The 19,133-nt window shown below is 59.5% G+C and carries 20 protein-coding genes; 6 read left to right on the forward strand and 14 right to left on the reverse strand.

Annotated elements, in window-relative coordinates:
• The first annotated feature begins 21 nt into the window (after positions 1 to 21).
• The gene (gene ssb, locus HYX42_RS06020; RefSeq protein ID WP_293400859.1) at positions 22 to 525 is read left to right on the forward strand and encodes a single-stranded DNA-binding protein; all 504 of its coding nucleotides are present in this window, start codon (positions 22 to 24) and stop codon (positions 523 to 525) included.
• Positions 526 to 624: 99 nt separating this feature from the next.
• On the opposite strand, the gene HYX42_RS06025 is transcribed toward ssb, so the two are convergent.
• Together HYX42_RS06025 and HYX42_RS06030 are read right to left on the reverse strand one after the other, a co-directional pair.
• A complete protein-coding gene (locus tag HYX42_RS06025; protein WP_293400861.1) occupies positions 625 to 1,434 on the reverse strand; it encodes an aldolase/citrate lyase family protein in 810 nt (269 codons plus the stop codon).
• A 108-nt stretch (positions 1,435 to 1,542) separates the two neighbouring features.
• Positions 1,543 to 2,511: a tripartite tricarboxylate transporter substrate binding protein gene (locus tag HYX42_RS06030; protein ID WP_293400863.1), complete on the reverse strand. Its 969-nt coding sequence runs from the start codon at positions 2,509 to 2,511 to the stop codon at positions 1,543 to 1,545.
• A gap of 215 nt (positions 2,512 to 2,726) precedes the next feature.
• Between HYX42_RS06030 and HYX42_RS06035 the strand changes: the two genes are divergently transcribed.
• Positions 2,727 to 3,725, forward strand: a complete 999-nt coding sequence (locus HYX42_RS06035; protein ID WP_293400865.1) for a tripartite tricarboxylate transporter substrate-binding protein — start codon at positions 2,727 to 2,729, stop codon at positions 3,723 to 3,725.
• A 15-nt stretch (positions 3,726 to 3,740) separates the two neighbouring features.
• On the opposite strand, the gene HYX42_RS06040 is transcribed toward HYX42_RS06035, so the two are convergent.
• Positions 3,741 to 4,850 carry a LysR substrate-binding domain-containing protein gene (locus HYX42_RS06040; RefSeq protein ID WP_293400867.1) on the reverse strand — a complete coding sequence of 370 codons (1,110 nt, stop codon included), beginning with the start codon at positions 4,848 to 4,850 and terminating at the stop codon, positions 3,741 to 3,743.
• A gap of 6 nt (positions 4,851 to 4,856) precedes the next feature.
• On the opposite strand from HYX42_RS06040, the gene HYX42_RS06045 reads away from it, so the two are divergent.
• Positions 4,857 to 5,774 (forward strand): SMP-30/gluconolactonase/LRE family protein, encoded by a 918-nt coding sequence (locus tag HYX42_RS06045; RefSeq protein WP_293400869.1) that lies wholly within the window; start codon positions 4,857 to 4,859, stop codon positions 5,772 to 5,774.
• Between the two features lie 135 nt (positions 5,775 to 5,909).
• Here HYX42_RS06045 and HYX42_RS06050 read toward each other — a convergent pair whose 3' ends face one another.
• The 11 genes from HYX42_RS06050 to HYX42_RS06100 form a co-directional block, all read right to left on the reverse strand.
• A complete protein-coding gene (locus HYX42_RS06050) occupies positions 5,910 to 6,413 on the reverse strand; it encodes a VOC family protein (RefSeq protein WP_293400871.1) in 504 nt (167 codons plus the stop codon).
• Entirely contained in the window at positions 6,406 to 7,509 is a 1,104-nt protein-coding gene (locus HYX42_RS06055; RefSeq protein WP_293400873.1) for a CDP-6-deoxy-delta-3,4-glucoseen reductase, read from the reverse strand. Before HYX42_RS06055 ends, HYX42_RS06050 begins: the two co-directional genes overlap by 8 nt.
• Before the next feature lie 284 nt (positions 7,510 to 7,793).
• Entirely contained in the window at positions 7,794 to 8,756 is a 963-nt protein-coding gene (locus tag HYX42_RS06060; protein WP_293400875.1) for a fumarylacetoacetate hydrolase family protein, read from the reverse strand.
• 47 nt (positions 8,757 to 8,803) lie between these two features.
• Positions 8,804 to 9,790, reverse strand: coding sequence for a tripartite tricarboxylate transporter substrate binding protein (locus tag HYX42_RS06065; RefSeq protein WP_293400877.1), 987 nt, complete (start codon positions 9,788 to 9,790; stop codon positions 8,804 to 8,806).
• Positions 9,791 to 9,922: 132 nt separating this feature from the next.
• A complete protein-coding gene (locus HYX42_RS06070; RefSeq protein ID WP_293400879.1) occupies positions 9,923 to 11,074 on the reverse strand; it encodes an ABC transporter substrate-binding protein in 1,152 nt (383 codons plus the stop codon).
• Positions 11,075 to 11,078: 4 nt separating this feature from the next.
• Positions 11,079 to 11,774 carry an ABC transporter ATP-binding protein gene (locus HYX42_RS06075; protein WP_293400881.1) on the reverse strand — a complete coding sequence of 232 codons (696 nt, stop codon included), beginning with the start codon at positions 11,772 to 11,774 and terminating at the stop codon, positions 11,079 to 11,081.
• Entirely contained in the window at positions 11,771 to 12,526 is a 756-nt protein-coding gene (locus HYX42_RS06080; RefSeq protein ID WP_293400883.1) for an ABC transporter ATP-binding protein, read from the reverse strand. The genes HYX42_RS06075 and HYX42_RS06080 overlap by 4 nt, the downstream gene beginning before the upstream one ends.
• The gene (locus HYX42_RS06085; RefSeq protein WP_293400885.1) at positions 12,523 to 13,602 is read right to left on the reverse strand and encodes a branched-chain amino acid ABC transporter permease; all 1,080 of its coding nucleotides are present in this window, start codon (positions 13,600 to 13,602) and stop codon (positions 12,523 to 12,525) included. Before HYX42_RS06085 ends, HYX42_RS06080 begins: the two co-directional genes overlap by 4 nt.
• Positions 13,602 to 14,501, reverse strand: coding sequence for a branched-chain amino acid ABC transporter permease (locus tag HYX42_RS06090; protein WP_293400917.1), 900 nt, complete (start codon positions 14,499 to 14,501; stop codon positions 13,602 to 13,604). The genes HYX42_RS06085 and HYX42_RS06090 overlap by 1 nt, the downstream gene beginning before the upstream one ends.
• Positions 14,502 to 14,534: 33 nt before the next feature.
• Positions 14,535 to 15,704, reverse strand: a complete 1,170-nt coding sequence (locus HYX42_RS06095; RefSeq protein WP_293400887.1) for an ABC transporter substrate-binding protein — start codon at positions 15,702 to 15,704, stop codon at positions 14,535 to 14,537.
• A 110-nt stretch (positions 15,705 to 15,814) separates the two neighbouring features.
• A complete protein-coding gene (locus HYX42_RS06100) occupies positions 15,815 to 15,976 on the reverse strand; it encodes a hypothetical protein (protein WP_293400889.1) in 162 nt (53 codons plus the stop codon).
• Between the two features lie 345 nt (positions 15,977 to 16,321).
• On the opposite strand from HYX42_RS06100, the gene HYX42_RS06105 reads away from it, so the two are divergent.
• The 3 genes from HYX42_RS06105 to HYX42_RS06115 form a co-directional block, all read left to right on the forward strand.
• Positions 16,322 to 17,590, forward strand: a complete 1,269-nt coding sequence (locus HYX42_RS06105) for an acyl-CoA dehydrogenase family protein (RefSeq protein ID WP_293400891.1) — start codon at positions 16,322 to 16,324, stop codon at positions 17,588 to 17,590.
• 76 nt (positions 17,591 to 17,666) lie between these two features.
• A complete protein-coding gene (locus HYX42_RS06110) occupies positions 17,667 to 18,647 on the forward strand; it encodes an amidohydrolase family protein (RefSeq protein ID WP_293400893.1) in 981 nt (326 codons plus the stop codon).
• An 86-nt stretch (positions 18,648 to 18,733) separates the two neighbouring features.
• A partial coding sequence (locus tag HYX42_RS06115; RefSeq protein ID WP_293400895.1) for a tripartite tricarboxylate transporter substrate-binding protein occupies positions 18,734 to 19,133 on the forward strand: 400 nt, incomplete at its 3' end.

Genomic DNA, 19,133 nt, shown 5'->3' on the forward strand with positions numbered 1-19,133 from the left:
TGAAAATCAGGAGAAAAAACCATGGCCTCAGTCAATAAAGTCATCATCGTCGGCAACCTGGGCCGTGACCCGGAAACCCGATCTTTCCCCAATGGCGACCAGGTGGCCAACGTCACCATCGCCACCACAGACCGCTACAAGGACAAGACCAGCGGCGAGATGAAGGAAATCACCGAATGGCACCGCGTCAGCTTCTTCGGCCGCCTGGCTGAAATCGCAGGCCAGTACCTGCGCAAGGGGTCGCAGGTCTACGTTGAAGGCAGCCTGCGCACGCGCAAGTGGACCGACAAGGACGGCATCGAAAAATACAGCACCGAAATTCGCGCCGACAGCATGCAGATGCTGGGTAGCCGCCAGGGCATGGGCGGCGGTGGCGGCGGTGGAGATGATGGCGGTTACGATGCACCGCAGCGCAGCGCCCCGGCAGCCCGCGCACCGGCTGCAGCACCACGGCAGGCTCCTGCAGCCTCGCCTGCCAAGTCTTCGAGCGGCTTTGATGACATGGACGACGACATCCCGTTCTAAAAGAAACTTTTTGAAATTGTCTGTAAACAGCCCCAGGTGCTTGTCGCCTGGGGCTGTTTTTATTGGTCGCGGAAGGATGTGGATAAAGACGCGCCTGGCTCAAGCACTGCGGCGGGACTCACCAGATGCACCACATTGTTCAAGAAAGCGCGCGCGTTTTCTGGCCTCGGCAAGCAGGAAAGCCTGGTCACTGCCTCCAGCCACGAAAGTGGCATTCATGGCCATATATGAACGCGTTATTTCTTCGTCATACACACCACCCATGCCCAGGTATTTGCCATGCCGCTGGCAGATTCCAGACACGTCGCGAAACGCCTTGCGCATGTGCTCATGCCCGAACTGCCCGGGGATTCCGAGATCGATTGACAGATCGACTGCGCCAATGAACAGCATGTCTATGCCCGCGACTGACGCAATCGCGTCCGCATTGGCGATGCCCTGCGCTGTTTCAAGCATGGCAATCACCAGCACTTCGCGGTCCATCTCCTGCTGGGCCTGTGCCACCGGCGGTATATCCCATCCGAACTGCAAGCCATTCGGGCCCCAGTTCCTTGTCCCGCGATCCGGATAACGAAATGCTTCCACCAGCCGCCTGGCATCCTCAACCGTGTTGACGTTGGGAACAATCACGCCCTGCGCGCCGTTGTCCAGTGCCCGCGCACCTTCGTCAAGGGCCTGCGGGCGCACCCGCACAATCGGCGTGATGCCGACAGGGAGGGCAGCGATACAGATCTGCGCGACTTCACCCAGCGTAAATGCGCCGTGTTCGGTGTCAATGGAGAGCCAGTGATAACCTGCGGCGCTGGCCAGTTGTGGCGCAATGGCGCCGCGCAGTTGCGATACGCCGAAGCCCAGCGCAATCTGTTTGTTGCGCAGCCTCTGCAGCGCCGGGTTGAGAACGATAGGCATGGCTGGATCTTGTTTTGATAGCTGTATGGTCTGGCGGCCCGGCTAAGCCGTCCAGACGGTGTGGTTGGTGAGCATGAGGCAGGGGGCGTTACCGATGGGAGCAACCCGCTACTCGCCGACCTTGCCTATCCTGCGGGTGATCTCGCCCAGCCGTTGGCCTTCAGCCTGCACAAAGCGTTCAAACTCCGGCGCATCCTGGTAGTCCAGCGTCGTGTCCATTTTCTCCAGCGCCGCCTTGAACTGCGGGTCCGTGCTGGCCGTCTTCATTGCCCTGCGCAGTGTGTCCAGCACGGGCGCCGGTGTAGCTGCCGGTGCGAAAAGGCCGGTCCAGACGTAGTAGTCGGTGTCATAGCCCAGTTCGCGCAGCGTCGGTACATCGGGCATCGTCGCGATGCGACGGTTTCCCAGCACGCCCAGTATGCGCAGGCGGCCAGACTTGGCGAAGCTGGCGGCGGTCGCCACACCGGCCGTGGTCAAGTCCACCTGACCGCCCGCGACGGCTGAGAGCGCTTGCGCGCCACCCTGGTAGGGCGCATGAATCAGCTTCAGGCCCGCAGCCTGGGCAAAACCCTCGATGCCGACATGCGAATTGGCGTAGTAACCGGTGGAAGCGTAGCTCACCGTCATCGGTGCCTTGCGGGCGCGTTCAACCAGTTTTTGCAGCCCCTGCTCACCGGCGGCATTGCTGGCCACCAACAGTGTGGGTTCATAAGACACGCGGGCGATGGCCTTGAACTGATTCAACTCATACGCCGGAGCCCGGCCGCGGACCTGCTCGGCTTCGGGCAGGGTCGCATGGCTGGTCAGGCTGAACAGCAGGGTGTAACCATCGGCTGGTGCCTTGGCCACGAAGGCCGTGCCGATCAATCCTCCGGCGCCGATACGGTTTTGCACCGTCACCGGCTGTTGCAGAATGCGTTCGAGGGTCGCAGCGAGGACGCGTGCCACCAGATCCGCCAGGCCGGCGGCAGCGGCAGGCACCACCAGCTGGATCGGCTTGCCGGGATACGGCTGTGCCCGGGCAACGCCGCCTGCTGCTGCAGTGGCGGCGGCGATCAACATGTCTCTACGCTTCATGGGAGTTCCTTTTTCTGTCCGCAGCTGAGTAAAGGCGTATGGCACCTGCAGGCCGTACCATGCACCCGGAGTGACGGATGGTGTTGTTGCTATGGCTGCATGGTGTCGCGGCATGTGTATGCCGTCCAATCCCGTTCAGCTATCAGCAGGCGCCTGAAAAGAGTATTGGACCGGCAGGGCCGATGGGCCCAATATCGTCGCCAGGAGACATAAACATGATCACGATAAACAGACGGCAGCTGGTGGCACTCGGCGCATTGGGCCAGTTGACGTGCGGAGTTACCCTGGGCGGGGCAGCGCATGCACAGGCGCAATTGCGCCAGGCGCGCATAGTTCTTGGCTTTCCAGCCGGAAGCGGCGGTGACCTGGCATGCCGCGTCTTCGCTGAGCGCCTGAAGGGCAAGTACGCTGACAATGTGATTGTCGAGAACAAGCCCGGCGCCGCCGGACGGATCGGGCTGGAAGCAGTGAGGGGTGCGCCGGCGGATGGAAGCTCGCTGTTGCTGACGCCCACTTCCGTGCTGACGCTTTATCCCCATATTTACAAGTCGTTGAGTTACGACCCTTTCAAGGATCTGGTCCCGGTGTCGCGCGGCGTGACAGTCACATTCGCCCTTGTTGTCGGCCCCATGGTCCCTGCGACTGTCAAAGACCTGCCCCAGTTCCTGGCCTGGTGTCGGGCCAATCCGGGCCAGGCCAGCTTTGGCTCTCCGGGCGAGGGCAGCAGTCCGCATTTTCTTGGCGCGACATTGGCCCGATCAGCTGGCGTACCCCTGAACCATGTGCCCTACAAAGGTACTTCTGCCGCCCTGACTGACGTGGTTGGTGGACAGGTTGCCGCGGTCATGATTTCCCCTGGAAATGCTGCGCCGTTTGTGAAGGCAGGCAAGCTCCGGATTCTGGCCGTGACCAGCCCGAAACGCTGGGAGCTGCTGCCGCAGATTCCGACCATGGCCGAGCAGGGATATCCCAGGGTCACCAATGTCGAGCAGTTTTCTTTCTTCATGCGCGCAGGCACCGATCAGGAGATCGTGGAGCGCGCCAGCTCCGCCATTCGCGCTGCGGCTGCGTTGCCCGAGGTTATTAAAACCCTCGCAGAGCTGGATATGCGTGCCGAGGGCAGCCGCCCCCAGGAACTTGCGCAGACCCTGCGGTCGGACTATGCGCAATGGAAAGAAATTGTGAAAACTGTGGGATTCACTCCGCAGGAGTGATGCCACAGGGCGCTCTCATATCCCCTGGCCGGCTTCGCCGATAAGCATTTGCTTGAATTCGGTCACCCACCGGTTCCTGTCTTTGCTGTGATCGGCCACGAACAGGTCGGTGCGCGTGCCCTTGCCTGACAGAGGTCGATAGACCACCCGGTCGAGCTGCAAACGCCGCAGCGGCGCGGGAATTATTGCGGCACCAAAGCCCGCAGCGACCAGTGCGATCATGGTCGAAACCTCCCTGACCTCCTGCACGATGTTTGGAGTGAACCCTGCTGCCCAGCATGAGCCAGTGACGAACTCATGCAGACCCGCCCCGCTTGCGCGCGACAGACAGACGAGGGGAAGGTTTTTCAATTCGGCGATCTGGAGCTGGGTCTTTTTTGTCAATGGCGCACTTTCGTGCATGGCCAGCAGTGCGGGATCGGTGCTGAGCCTGGCAAGGCGGACGCCCGATAAAAGTCGCCCGCTGGGCTTGCGCACAACGCCAAGGTCCAGCTTGTGTTCTGCTATGGCGGCTATTTGCGCGCTGGACGTCATCTCTGCAAGGGTCAGGACAATGCCGGGATATCTGGCGCGAAATGACTGTATTGTTGCGGGCAGATAAGGCTGAAACTCCGAAGAAGGCGTCAGGCCTATCCGCAGTTCGCCCACTTCGCCGCTCAGTGCCTGCCTTACCGACAGTTTGGCCTTGTCAGCTTCATCGAGCACGTGCCTGGCGTGTTTGAGAAATACCAGCCCGGCTGGCGTCAGGAAGACGTGTTGCTTGGTACGTTCAAACAGCGTACCACCCACCTCTTCCTCCAGTGCCTTGATTTGCAGGCTGAGAGGCGGCTGGCTGATATGCAGGCGCTCGGCCGCGCGCCGGAAGTTGAGTTCTTCCGCCACGGCAATAAAGTACCGAAGATGCCGTAGTTCCAAAAGTTTGTCTCCTGCTCTTGTATGGGTGCGCCGCAACGCACCGAATGTAGAGCAAAAAACACAGCGTGCATACAACCGTGATTCCCGCGGAGTATCACGTTGCAGCTCCAACCGGTATTGGATTTTCTTCTTTCCGGCGCGCATCATCTGCCGCACTGTCAAGTCAAGGAACCACGCCCAGGTCTCCTTCTTTTTTTTGTACGGAGACAACTTCCCATGTTCGCAGCCCCACCCGTCATCGCGACAACCCTGCTTGCGTGTTTGCCCGAACGCTTTCACATCACAGGCCGCACTTCCGGACGCTATGCCAACCGCAGGTTTTATCTTGAAGGCCCGGCAATCGCGCGTGACGGTACCTTTTATTTCACCGACGTACCCTGGGGCAGGATTTTTCAGATCACGCCGGACGGCGAGTTGTCACTCTTTCTGGCGTACGACGGTGAACCCAACGGCCTGAAAATCCACAAGGACGGCCGCCTGTTCGTGGCCGACTACCGCAACGGCATCATCACCATAGATCCGAAGACAAAAAGGATCGAGCCATACGTCATTCAGGTCGCCAACGAGCGCCTGCACGGTCCGAACGATCTCACCTTCGCAGTCAACGGTGACCTGTATTTCACCGACCAGGGCAACAGCGACATACAACGCCCGTATGGCCGGGTAGTGCGCGTGACGCCGCGTGGGGAAACCGAGATTATCCTTGCCGATATTGCCAGCCCAAACGGCCTGGTATTAAGCCCGGACCAGCAGTCGCTTTATGTCGCGGTGACGCGCACCAACTCGATATGGAAAGTTCCGCTGGATGTCCCGCCAGGTCTGGTCGGCAACTCGAAAGTAGGTACCTCCGGCATCTTCATCCAGATGTCGGGCGGGACAGGGCCGGATGGAATGGCGGTGGATGAAGCTGGCAATCTGGCCATTGCCCACACAGGGCTTGGTTGTCTGTGGCTCTTCTCGCCGCTGGGCGAACCCCTGTACCGCGTCAATACCTGTGCCGGACTTTCAATCGCCAATATCGTTTATGGGGGCGCTGACCGCAAGACGCTCTACATCGTTGAATCGGCGACCGGATCCATTCTGACCGCGCAAATGCCAGTGGCGGGACAAACCATGTTTGCGCATATGGATTGAGCGCTTGTACGGGCATCGGCATGAACACATTTTTTGCCTCTCACATCAGCCGGGTAAAACCTGCAGGCGCTTGAGTTGCCCAACAGAAAAGCCCGCAGATGCGGGCTTCTCGCTGTCGTGAGTACCTTGAAAAAATCAGGCCACAGCAGCTTCTTCCATGTCAAAACGGTCGCCAAAATCAAAATAGTCATCGTGCGTGAATCCGCCTTCGTAGTACTGGATCTCCCACCAGTTGTGGTCCAGGTCTTCGAAGTAGAACGAATACACGCCATGCATGTCCTGCACGTCCAGCACCTGGCGTATCTTGTATTTGTCCTTGTACTGCAGGCAGCGTGCGTGAGCCTGGTCGACTTCTTCTTTCGACTGCACGTCCAGGCCCCAGTGGTTGAGCACATTGCAGGGGTGGATCTGGTCACCGACCTCGACACACACGATGTGAAAGCGCATGCCCAGGCGCACGGCCATGGCCGGCTTGGCGTGGCGCACGCATTCGAGCCCGAGGAACTCTTCATAGAACCTGCGTGACTCGGCCAGGCTGAAACATTCCAGCGTGCCGTGGCCCAGGACATAGGGCTTGAGGATGGAATCGCGCGGCTCGGGGTCTACGCGGCAATTTTCAGGAAGGGGGCTGTCAGACATTGCTGGTCTCCATGGGGGTAGTGTTGTTGCTGTTTGATGACGCTGCGTGCGCACGAGCCTTGTCAGCCTCGCTGACAAAAGAGTCGGCAAAAAACTGGTCGTCTGGCAGGCCGCAGAGATTGACGAAATCACGCCGTGCGGCATCGACCATCAGTGGCGCGCCACAGGCATAAACCTGGTGGCCCGCAAGATTGTCAATGTCTTCGATCACGGCGTTGTGCACAAAGCCCTGGCGCCCCTGCCATGCGCAGGCTTCGGTGGCGTTGCTCAGCACCGGCGTGTAGTGGATGTGCGCGTGCTCTTTGGCCCACTGCGTGGCGAGTTCATGCATATAGATGTCTTCCCGCTTGCGGCCACCCCAATAGAGGTGGATGGGCCGCGTCATGCCCTTTTGCAGGCTGTACTCGATGATGGACTTGATGGGCGCAAAGCCGGTGCCCGACGCCAGCATCACCATGGGCTTGTCGCTCTTTTCATCGAGGTAGAAAAAACCATGTGGTGCCTCGACCCGCAACAGGTCGCGCAGCTTCATGCTGCTGAACACCCTGTCGGTGAAGACACCGCCTGGCATGTGGCGCACATGCAGTTCTATCTGGCGCAGGCCTTCGGTCGTGGGTGCGGAGGCGATGGAGTATGAGCGGCGTGCGCCGTCGGCCAGGGGCAGGTCGATGTACTGGCCGGCCAGGTATTTGAGCGGCTCGTTGGGCGGCAGGCCCAGGGTGATCTGCATGACATCGGGTGCGAGTTTGTCGAGCTTCATTACGCGCGCCGGAAACTTTGTGGCGGGTGCCTGGCCGAGTTCGATTTCATCCGCTTCAATCACGCAATCGCTGCGGGGTGTCGCGCAGCACAGGTGCGCATAACCCAGCGCCTTGTCTGCATCAGACAGGTAGTTTGAATTGACGTTGCCGATATCGACCTGACCTTTGATCACGCGGCCACGGCAGGTACGGCATACACCGGAGCGGCAGCTGTAACGCAGGGAAATGCCGTTCGCAAGGCCGGCCTTCAATACATCGGTATTGGTGGCGCAACTAAAGGTTTTGCCGCTGGGGCTCAGGGTGATGGTGTAAGTGGCAGACGTGGTGGAGGACATATAAAGATATTAAAAGTGCAGGTAAAAAACGTCCAACAACAAAACATGATTTGTCCCATGCGTTGCGCGAATGTGGGCCGGCCAGAAACCAATATCGCCAGCGGGGACAGCGCGGAACACCGGACGACATCCCATGACGCCTGCGCACCCTCGAATACCTGCTCCCCGGTGAAGGGACGTCCTTCGATTTACAAATGCATCGTTGATCTGGTGGGTGCTGGCCATATGGGCAGCGACGGTGCACTTCTGGGCATGCAGGCACGGCGCCTGCATGCATGTGCTGGTCAGGCTGCGGCTTTGAGCACGTTCTTCAGCGTGCCAATGCCGCTGACCTCAATCTCGATCGCGTCGCCAGCCTTCATGAACACTGGCGGCTTGCGGCCCACGCCGACGCCTGCGGGCGTGCCGGTCAGCAGGATGTCGCCTGGCTGGAAGGTGTACCACTTCGAGAAGTAGGCGATGGTCTCTGCCAGCGTGAAGATCAGGTCGCTGATGGGTGCCTTCTGCATCTCCTTGCCGTTGAGGCGTGTGACGATCTCAAGCGCTGTGACATCGCCAATGTCATCTGCAGTGGCAAGTACCGGTCCCATGGGCGTGAATGTGTCGAACTGCTTGCCCATGATGTTGGTCTCCCAGGTCAGGCGCGCGGGCCAGGCTTCCCTGGCCTCCCACACGTCCTTGACCCAGTCGCGCGCCGACACGTCATTGGCCGCCATGTAGCCCGCGACGTGGCTCATCGCGTCTGCGGCGCTCACGCGGTGGCAGGTCTTGCCGAACACGACCGCGAGTTCACCCTCGTAATCGACGTGGCCTGAGGCGTCGGGTGGAACGGTGATGGACGCGCCGGAACCAACGATGGAGTTCACGCTTTTGATGAAGCCTGTGGGTTTGGCGGGTGTTGGCGTGCCAGCCATCTCGGCGAGGTGGGACTTGAAGGCCAGGCCGGCCGCGACGATGAGGCGCGGGTTGGGCACGGGTGTGAGCAGGCGTGTGTCGGCACCGGTCAGTGCGCCTGTTTCGCGCAGTTGTGTGAGCTCAGCCGGGGATGAGGCTTCTACACGCTTGACCAGCTTTTTAACCACGGCAAGGCCGTCTGCGCCCGATTCGAGGATCTCGCGCACGCTGCCAGGTATCCATGCTTCAAGCGTTCCTGCCTTTGCGGCTTTGGCCAGGTGAAGGATTTCGCCCGATGCCAGCATGGCGCCGGGTGAGCCGGATGTTGTGTTGTTGATGGTGACCAGTTTCATGGTGTGTTCCGGAAAGTCCTGTTGGTAATTGCGTGTGTGGTCTCGGTTCACTCTTCAGCAGTAAAGCCCGATGCCTTGATCACCGGCCCCCATGCGGCCAGGTCCGACCTGATGAGTTCGGCAAAGCTTTGCGGCGTGCCCTGCGCGGCCTCCATGCCGAATTTGGCATAAGTGTCCTTGAGCTCCTGCGACTTCAGTGCATCGTTGATGGCTGTTGCTGCCCTGGCCACCACGGCTGGCGGCGTGGCGGCGGGCATCAGCACACCGAGCCAGACTTCTGCGACCACATCCCTGAAGCCCAGCTCGACCATGGTCGGTACATCAGGCATGAACTTGTTGCGCTGTGCGCCGGTGGTCGCCAGAACGCGCAGCCGGCCGGACTTGAGCTGCGGCAGCACTTCGCCAACCGGGTTGAAGCTGGACGCGATCTGGCCGCCCATGAGGTCCTGCAGCGCAGGCGCGCCGCCCTTGTAGGGCACGTGCAGGATAGGAATGCCGGCGGCCTTTGAAAACATCAGGCCTGCAAAATGCGGCGTGGCGCCCGCAGAGGTTGATGCGTAGGCCGCCTGTTTCGGGTTGGCCTTGCACCAGGCCACAAAATCAGCGGGTGTCCTGACGCTTTCAGGCACGGTAGGCCCGACGATGAAGGCCAGCGATGTTTTGGCGCAGACGGCGACAGGTGCGAAATCCTTGACCGGGTCGTAGTTCAGCTTGCGAAAGCTGTGCGGATAAATCGTCATCGCAAAATCTGTCGTGAACAGCATGGTCGTGCCGTCTGGCGGGCTGTTCTTGACGTACTCCACTGCCAGCCTTGCTGCTGCACCAGGCCTGTTCTCGACCAGCAGCCCTGCGGGGTAGCTGCCACGTATTTTTTCAGCCAGGCTGCGTGCGGCGACGTCCGTGCCACCACCGGGCGGGAAGCCGACGATGATGCGGGTAATTTTGTCCTGCTGCGCAAAAGCGCTGCCAGGCAGACCGAGTGCGGGAATGGCCACGCCAGCGGATGCGGCGATCAGGCGCCTGCGGTTGATCATGACTTGTCTCCCTGTATTTGGCCCGAATTTAAAGGCCTGAACTGATTTGCGAAAGATGGCAGGACTTGCGCTGCGATATCAGAAACACATCGCATTTTTGAGGGTTAACCACGAGCTCTTGCGAGCCCAGCCTCACTTGACCAGCTTGCCGTTGCGGTTCAAAAGCGTGATGTCTACAAAGCGCGAGCCGTGGTGTTTGTCAGGTCCGAATTCGACGACGTAGTTGCCGAGGTCCATGTTTCTGATGCTTTCAATCGCGTCCATGAGTCTTTCCCGGGTGAGGTCACGCCCTGTTTTTTTCAGCGATTCAACCATCATGCGGGCAGAGACGTGGCCCCACAGCCCGAGGTGGGTGAAATCCGATGAGCCCCTGCTCTTGCCGACGGACTGGTATTCCCGTACCAGCGGGATCGCCGATGTGGTCGGGAAAGGCACGATCTGCGATACGACGAGGCCATTGCTTTTCTCGCCAAGCTGTTTGAAAACAATGTCCGTGCCCACGCCTGAAAACGCCAGCAGCAGGGCCGCAGAACCGCCGTCCTTGAATGCACGTATGAAGTCCGCAGCGTTGGTGCCGACCGCACCGAGAATGACCGCGTCGGGTTTTGTGGCCAGCAACTCGGTCGCTGCTTTTGTCTTGTCGCCCTGCAGGTCGAACTCGACGCTGGAGCGCATCTTCAGGCCGCGGCTGGTGAGTGCACGTTCTGTAGCCTGCTTGATGGCCACACCAAACGGGTTCTTGAGGTGTGCAACCGACACGTTCTTCGCCCCTATGGTGGCAACATGGCCTACCAGCTTGTCGATTTCATCCTCAAAGCTTGCGGTGGTGGTGAAGTAGTAGCGATTGGGTGTGCGGCGTATTGCGGCATCGCCATTCATGGGAAACAGGAAGGGCGTCTTCAGGTTTGTGGCAACAGGCAAGGCCGCCACTGTGTTGAGCACACCCAGCACGCCGAAGATGGCCAGAACCTTGTCGTTCTCTATCATGTCCTTGACGTTGTCGGCAGTTTTGGCCGCGACGTAGCCATCATCCTTTGTCAGCAGCCTGATACGCCGGCCGTTGATGCCGCCCTGCTTGTTGATGAAATCGAAATAGCCGTTGGCAGCTTCGTTGAAGGGTCGTGCGACTTCGAGCAGCGGGCCGGAAAGGGCAGTGGACTGACCAAGCAGGATCTCCTTGTCTGTCACGCCGTTTTCTGCGGCGGACGCCCGCGAGGCGGCGCCCACACTCAGGGCAGCCCCGATTCCCTGAACCAGGATGGTTCGCCTTTGCAGGGAATTCACATTTTTAAACACCGACATATTTTTCCCAGACATCTGAGGCCTTTCTGAGTGCATCGGAGTCGCCGCTCCAGACCACGACGCCGCGGTCAATCACGTTGTGGCGGTCGCCGATTTGAAGCAATGGTTCGAGGTATTTGTCTATCAGCAGGATGGCCATGCCCTCGGCTTTCAGGCGCTTGAGGCAGGCCCAGATCTCCTGCCTTATCAGCGGTGCCAGGCCTTCTGTCGCCTCATCAATGATGAGCAACTGGCCATTACGCAGCAGCGCGCGGCCAATGGCCAGCATCTGCTGCTCGCCGCCCGACAGCTGGTTGCCCAGGTTGGCCTTGCGGCGTGCCAGCGAGGGGAACTGCTCGAACACTTTTTCAAGGGTCCATGCGCCTGGCCGGGCGAAAGCCTGGAGGTTCTCGGTGACCGAGAGGTTGGGGAAGATGCGGCGTCCTTCGGGCACCAGCGAGATGCCCGCTGCTGCGACTTTCTCGGGCCGCATGCCGCGTATCGGTTGGCCGGCGAAAGTGATGTCGCCGGATTGCGCAGGGGTCAGGCCCATGATGGACCGGACCGTGGTTGTTTTGCCCATGCCGTTGCGTCCGACCAGCGTGACCACCTCACCGGCGTTGATGGTCAGGCTCATGCCAAACAGCACCTTGCAGTCGCCGTATGCCGATTGCACATTCACGAGTTCAAGACACTTGTTCACAACGTTTCCTCATCGCCCAGGTAAGCCTTGCGCACGGCTGGTGATGCCCTGATGGCGTCTGGTGCATCGGTGGCTATGACTTTTCCGTAGACCAGTACGCTGATCTGGTCTGCAAGCCGGAAGACGGCGTGCATGTCGTGTTCAATCAGCACAATGGTGGTCTGTGCTTTCAGGCGTTCGATCAAATGCACGATTTGCTCTGCATCTGATGTGCCCATGCCGGCCAGGGGTTCATCGAGCAGCAGGAGTTTGGGGCGCGTTGCCAGGGCCAGTGCGATTTCTATGCGACGCTGTTCGCCGTAAGACAGGGATTTGGTCAGTTGCTGCGCACTGCCCTGAAGGCCCACCATGGCGATGATGTCCATCGCTTCGGTAATGAGTTCCCGTTCGTTGAAAGGTGAGCCATAAAACCTGAAGCTCGACCCGCTGCGCGCCTGTACCGCAAGCAGCACGTTGTGCAGCACCGTGTAGCTGGCAAAGATATTTGTGAGCTGGTAGGAGCGTGCGATCCCCCGGGCCACACGTTTGTGTATGGGCAGGCGGGCAATGTTGTTGCCCAGAAATTCGATGCTGCCTTCATCAGCCATCAGCGTGCCGGCCAGCTGGTGCACCAGCGTGGTCTTGCCGGCGCCGTTGGGGCCAATCAGCGCATGAATGGTGTGGGGGGCAATGTCCAGGCTCACATGATCCGTGGCCAGGATGCCGCCGAAGCGCTTGACAAGCTTGTTGATGCGAAGGACGGGCGCACTCATGGCGTACCTCCCTCGATCGCAGCAGCTTTTTTGCGGCTGAACAGCGCGGTGAATTTTTCGATCAGACTGGCGATACCATTGTTGCCGAACAGAACTACCGATATCAGGCCAATGCCGACAAAAAACTGCCAGTACTCGGTATGGCTGGAAATCACTTCTTCAAGTACCAGCAGCAGTACAGCACCGTAAATGCCGCCGCAGCGGTAACCCACGCCGCCGACGATCAGCATCATCAGCAGGATGCCCGATTGCGTCCAGTCAAGCACCCTGGGGCTGACGTAGGCGTTCTGGTTGGCCAGCAGCGCACCGGCCAGGCCTGCGAAAGCACCGGCGATGATGAAGCACACCAGCTTGTAGCGGTACACGGGTATGCCGATGGCAGACATGCGCGACTCGTTCTCGCTGATGCCGCGCATCACCACCCCAAACCTTGAGCGCACCACAAGCGTCAACAGGAACATGGTCGCGGCCGTGAGTACAAACACCACATAGTAGAAGGTGGTGTCATTCGCCAGATCAAGGCCCAGCCCGAACCCCGATCGGCTGGCCAGGCTCATGCCGTTGTCGCTGCCGAAACTTTTCATGCCGATGAACAGGTAATACACCATCTGGCTGAAGGCGAGCGTGATCATGATGAAGTAGACCTGCCGCGTGCGCAGGGCCAGCGCACCGACTGCTGCGGCCAGCACGGCGCCCACCAGCATGGCGAACGGCCAGGCGACCCAGGCGCTGGCAACCCATTTGGGAAGGACGTCACCGCCCAGCAGTGTGGCAGCGCCCACTGCGTAGGCGCCCACACCGAAATAGGCGGCATGGCCAAAGCTCACCAGGCCGGCGTAACCGACCAGCAGGTTCAGGCTGCTCACGACAATGACGTAAATCATGATGCGCGTGACAAAGCCGATGTAGAAGCTGTGGTCCGTCGCCGTGGCGGCGACTGGAAACACAATGGCTGCGGCCATGGCCAGCAACGCTGCCGTCCATTGCGGGCCAGTGAGCAGAGCTGTGGTTTTGAATTCTGGAATCTGTTTCACGACGGAAGGTGCCGCACTGGGGAGGGAGTCTGTGGTCGGCATCATGCTGTCTTGAAAAGGCCCTGGGGACGCCATATGAGCACCGCGATCATCAGTGCGTAGGTCAGCATGGCAGCGATGGCCGGGGCCATGGTGTCGGCGGAAAGATCGGGGAAGTAGGTGCGCATCACCGACGGCAGCACGGAGCGGCCAAAGGTGTCGAGAAAGCCGATGGCAATGGCGCCGAGGAACGCGCCCTTGATGGAGCCCATGCCGCCAATCACCACGACCACAAAAGCCAGGATGATGATGCTTTCGCCCATGCCCATCTGCACTGAAAACAGCGGACCCAGCAGGCCGCCCGCAAGGGCGCACAACATGGCGCCGAGCGCAAACACCAGCGTGAACACAAGCTTGATGTTCACGCCCATGGCTTGTGCAGTTTCGCGGTCGGACGCACCGGCCCTGATCCACATGCCAAAGCGCGTACGGTTGATCAGCAGGCTCAAAAGAATGGCCGTGACGATGCCGGCGGCGATGACCACCAGCCGGTAGGAGGAATACGAAAACCCGTTCGCCAGCGTCAATGGCTGGCTCAGGGCTGCAGGCATGTCCAGCATGACGGCGCTGGGGCCGAAGAAGAAGCGGATCACATCGTTGGAGACCAGGATCAGGCCGAAGGTGGCCAGAACCTGGCTGAGGTGGCTGCGTCCGTAAAGCCGTCGCAAGAGACTCATTTCAAGCAAGGCACCCACCAGCCCTGTCGCGATGATGCCCAGCGGAAGCGCCAGCGCAAAATTGCCGGTCAGCCGCATGAAGACCACGGTCAGGAAGCCGCCGAACATGTAGAGCGAACCATGGGCCAGATTGATCAGGTCCATGATGCCGAACACAAGCGTCAGCCCGGCTGCGAGCAGGAAAAGCATGAGCCCCAGCTGCAGACCGTTAAGGGTCTGCTCCATAAAAAACGTAGACAACTCGACTCCCTGTTGAGCTTACATGCGGCAGGCAGATGCGTTGCTGGCAGTCTGCTGTGTCGCGATGGTTTTTTGCGTCTGGTTGAACAGTTCGCCGCTGTTGGATTTCATGACCTTGCGCAGGTAGACGTTTTCGATCGGGCTGTGGTCCACATTGAAGCGGAAGGGGCCGCGCGGCGCATCGAGCTTCACGCTTTCAAACGCCTTGCGCAGTGCGGCCTTGTCCTCAATCTTGCCCTTGACGGCCTTGACTGCGGCATCAATCACCAGTGCGGTGGTGTAACCCTGCTCGTTGTACAGCGTGGCTGGGCGGCGGTATTCCTTCAGGAAGGCCTGGCTGAACTGCTTGTTTGCTGCGTTGGGCAAATCGAGGCTCCAGTGACCGCCGGTGGTGACGCCATTGGTGCCTTCGCCGACCGATGCAATCGTTTCTTCGTCAGCCAGCGGAGCAGAGCCGTACAGCGGGATCGATTTCAGGCCGGCCTGTGCGTACTGCTTGATGAAGTTGACAGCCAGCGGACCGAATGCGAATGCGTAGACGGCGTCAGGCTGGGCCGCGCGGATTTGGGCCAGCTCGGCGCTGAAGTCCAGCGTCTGCGGCTTGAAATAGGTTTCGCCGGCGATGCTGCCCTTGAAGGTTTTCTTGAACGCTTCGAGGTGCTCCTTGCCAACGGGCACGCCTGCGCCAATCACGTAAACCTTTTTCGCACCGGCTTCGGTCAGGTGCTTGCCCATGGCCTCATTCACCGCCTCAATGTGCCAGCCGGTGTTGTAGTAGTAGGGGCTGCATTTGGCGCCGACCAGGTCGTGCGGGCCGACATTGGTGTTGATGAACAGGACCTGTTGTTGCGCAGCTTGAGGCGCGATGGCATAGACCACGCCAGAAGCGACAGTACCCGTGACCAGGTCGATCTTGTCGCGCTTGACCATGCGGTCAAACACCTGTTTGCCGACTTCAGGGTTGCCCTGGTCGTCGCCAAAGATGACTTCCGCGGGCAGCCCGCCCAGCTTGCCGCCGAGCTCCTTGATGGCCAGATCGAAGCCCGCGCGGATTTCCTTGGAGACGCCAATCGTGGGTGCAAGCGACGCAGTGGCGAGAAAACCCACCCTGATCCTGTCGGCTGCCCACACGGGCGAGAGCGCAGATGCAAGGAGTGAAAGTGCAATGGTTTTTTTGATCGCGTTCATGGTTTGTTTCCTCGGGTTAACTGGATGGATCGGATGAATGTCTGTGCTGGCCTGATGCCTGTGTTGTGCGTGTTGGCTTGCCTGCCGAAGCAACCCGCGCATGACTCAGGTCACCGCGTTGCCGGTGCATAGACCGGTGAGGTTGGTGCCGTTTTTAATTCATTTTTGCATTCAGACAATGAATCTTCAGCATTGATGAATCTGCATCCTGGCTGGTTGGGGTCAGCTGCCCGCAGGCTGGCATGCGGACTATTGCCGTCTGGTTTGGTCATGGCGTTGTCTCCTTCTTTTGTTGCGGGTCAGGCGTGTGGCGAGAGAGGAATCCGTCTCTTTCGCCTGTGGCGTGTACCGACCTGTTGCATGGACATGCGGGTCAATAGCCGTCATCCATTGAATGCAAAAGCAATTAAATTTTGACGGATTTTGAAGCTGTAAGTTTTTTTTGTCAACCTGGAGAATTGGCAATTATTTGCAATGTTCATTGGAAAAATATCAAATGAATTCTGATGCAACAGTTAAAACCAAGGGTAAGCCCTTATAAAAATACATGCAAATGCAAATAACATTTGCCGCAATAAACATGCATTCAACACCAGTCGTTTCAAAGAGGACAACCCATGAACTCACTCGCTGACCCGCCGGCGTCCATACGCGCCAACGAAGACTTCGCATGGGCGCCCGGGCGTTTTTCTCCCGTGCCCGGTGCGCCGCCGCTTGCGGAAATCATGGCTGCAGCTACCGGGCTGCGGCCTTACCTTCGTGAACGTGCGCGCCAGACCGAAGAAGATCGCCGTGTGTCTGATGAGTCCACCGACCTGTTTCGCAAAGCCGGGTTTTTCAAACTCATGCAGCCTGCGCGTTATGGGGGGTATGAGTACGGCTTCACAGCATTCACTGATGTGATCAGCGAACTCGGCCGTGCCTGTACGTCGTCGTCATGGGCGTGCTCGCTCGGCGCGATTCACCAGTGGCTGGTGGGTACCTTTCCTGTTGAAGCCCAGGACGATGTGTGGAAAGACAACCCCGACGCCATCGTGTGTGTGTCCTATGCGCCTGTCGTGAAAGCCGAGCGCGTAGCGGGCGGCTACATGGTCGAGGGCAAATGGATGTGGGCATCCAACGTTGACAACTCCCAGTGGGCGATGCTCGGCGTGCAGTTGCCGAACGATGACGGCAAGACCGTGCAGGCCGGGTTTCTGCTTGCGCCCCGCAAGGACTGGGAGATTGAAGACAACTGGTATATGGCGGGGCAGTCAGGCACCGGGTCCAAAACCGTGGTGATCAGCAAAAAGACGTTCATTCCCGAGCATCGCAAGCTGACCTTTGCCGAAGCCTCGTCCAACATGCCGCCCGGATGCGCGGTCAACCAGAACCCGATTTACCGCATCCCCTTCCTGTCGGCTGTGCCGGTGTGCCTGGTGTCTCCGTTACTGGGTACCGCACAAGGGGCGATTGACGAATTTGTGGATATGGCCAGCGCACGCGTGACGCGCGGCGCTGTGGCCGGTGGGGGTAACCGCCTCAGTGAATTTTTCCCTGTGCAGTCACGGCTTGCCGAGGCCAGTGCCAGTCTGGACGCTGCGCGCCTGCTGATCTACCGCGACACCGCCGGTGTGGAGCAGATGGCCACGGACGGCCGCATCATCACGATGGAAGAGCGCATCCGCAATCGCCGTGACCATGCTTTTGCCGCCAAGCTGTCGCGCGATGCAGTTGAAGCCGTTTTTGCAAGCGTGGGTGGTGGCGGTTTGGCGCTTGACCAGCCGCTGCAGCGCATGTGGCGTGATGCGAATGCCATCTCGCGCCATATCAGCCTGAACTGGGATGCCGTGTCATCCATGGTCGGGCAATACCTGCTCGGCATGGAGCCCAAGGGGCAGTACTGAACGGAAGCGCATCTCTGCGTGCAGTCCTGCAGCGGGCATCACACACAAACCAAAGACATTCAACAGGAGAAATCAGATGAACGGAAAAATCGGTCTGGAAGAGCACTTTGCGATTCCCGAAACATTGCAGGACTCGGCCGGCTTTGTGCCCGGCGAATACTGGAAAGAACTCAGCAAACGTTTGCTGGATGTTCAGGAATACCGTTTGCGCGAGATGGATGCCAACGGCATGGAGATGATGATCCTGTCGCTCAATGCACCTGCTGTTCAGGCGATTCCATCGCCACAGAAGGCCAACGAGATTGCCATGCGTGCGAATGACTTCCTCGCTGAACAGGTGGTCAAACGCCCGACGCGCTTTCAGGCATTTGCCGCGCTGCCCTTGCAGGACCCCGACATGGCTACGCGCGAGATGGAGCGTTGCGTCAAACAGCTGGGCTTCAAGGGGGCGCTGGTCAATGGCTTCTCGCAAACCAACACGCCGGACAACTGCGTGTATTACGACGCGCCGCAGTTTGCCGGTTTTTGGGATGTCGTTGAGAAACTTGATGTACCTTTTTACCTGCATCCGCGCAACCCGATTGGCGCGTGGGCGCAGATCTACGACGGCCACCCCTGGTTGATGGGCCCGACCTGGGCCTTCGGTCAGGAGACGGCCGTGCACGCCCTGCGCCTGATGGCTTCAGGCCTGTTCGACCGGCACCCCAAACTGCAGATCATTCTTGGTCACATGGGCGAAGGCCTGCCCTACAGCATGTGGCGCATCGACAACCGCAACGCATGGGTTGAACTGCCCAAGACCTACCCCGCCAAAAAGACTTTTGGCGAGTATTTCCAGAACAACTTCTACATCACCACCTCGGGCAACTTCCGCACGCAGACATTGATCGATGCCATGCTGGAAATTGGCGCCGATCGCATCCTCTTCTCGACAGATTGGCCTTTTGAGAATGTGGACCATGCGGCGAAGTGGTTCGATTCGGCGTCCATCAGCGAGGCTGACCGCCTGAAGATTGGCCGCACCAACGCAGCACAACTCTTCAAGCTGGACATCTGAGTGGGTCAGGGGCCTGCAGGGAGTTTTGCGAAGCCCCTGCACAGGAGCCTCAGCCAATACAAATCAAAAATACCGGAGACAAAAACATGACCTCTTTCACCACGCGCCGCAAGCTCGGCCTGTGCGCAGTAGCCCTGGCAGCCACCCTCGGTCTCGGCCTGAGTACCTCCGCATTCGCCCAGGCCTGGCCCAACAAGCCCGTGCGCATGATCGTGCCCTTCCCGGCAGGCGCCGCGCCCGACGTCATCGCCCGCCTGGTCGCCGACAAGCTCGGAACCGCCTGGGGCCAGAGCGTCATCGTCGACAACCGCCCCGGCGCAGGCGGCATTCCCGGCATGAGCGCTTTGGTGCGCTCCGCCAATGACGGCTACACCATAGGTTTTATCCCCGCAGCGGTTCTGACTCTGACGCCAGAGCTCTACAAGAACCCCCAGTTCAACCCTGACACCGACATCGTCCCTGTCGCCGCTGTAGGCACCAGCCCCA

The organism is Polaromonas sp., from assembly GCF_016185115.1.
GTDB lineage: Bacteria > Pseudomonadota > Gammaproteobacteria > Burkholderiales > Burkholderiaceae_C > Polaromonas.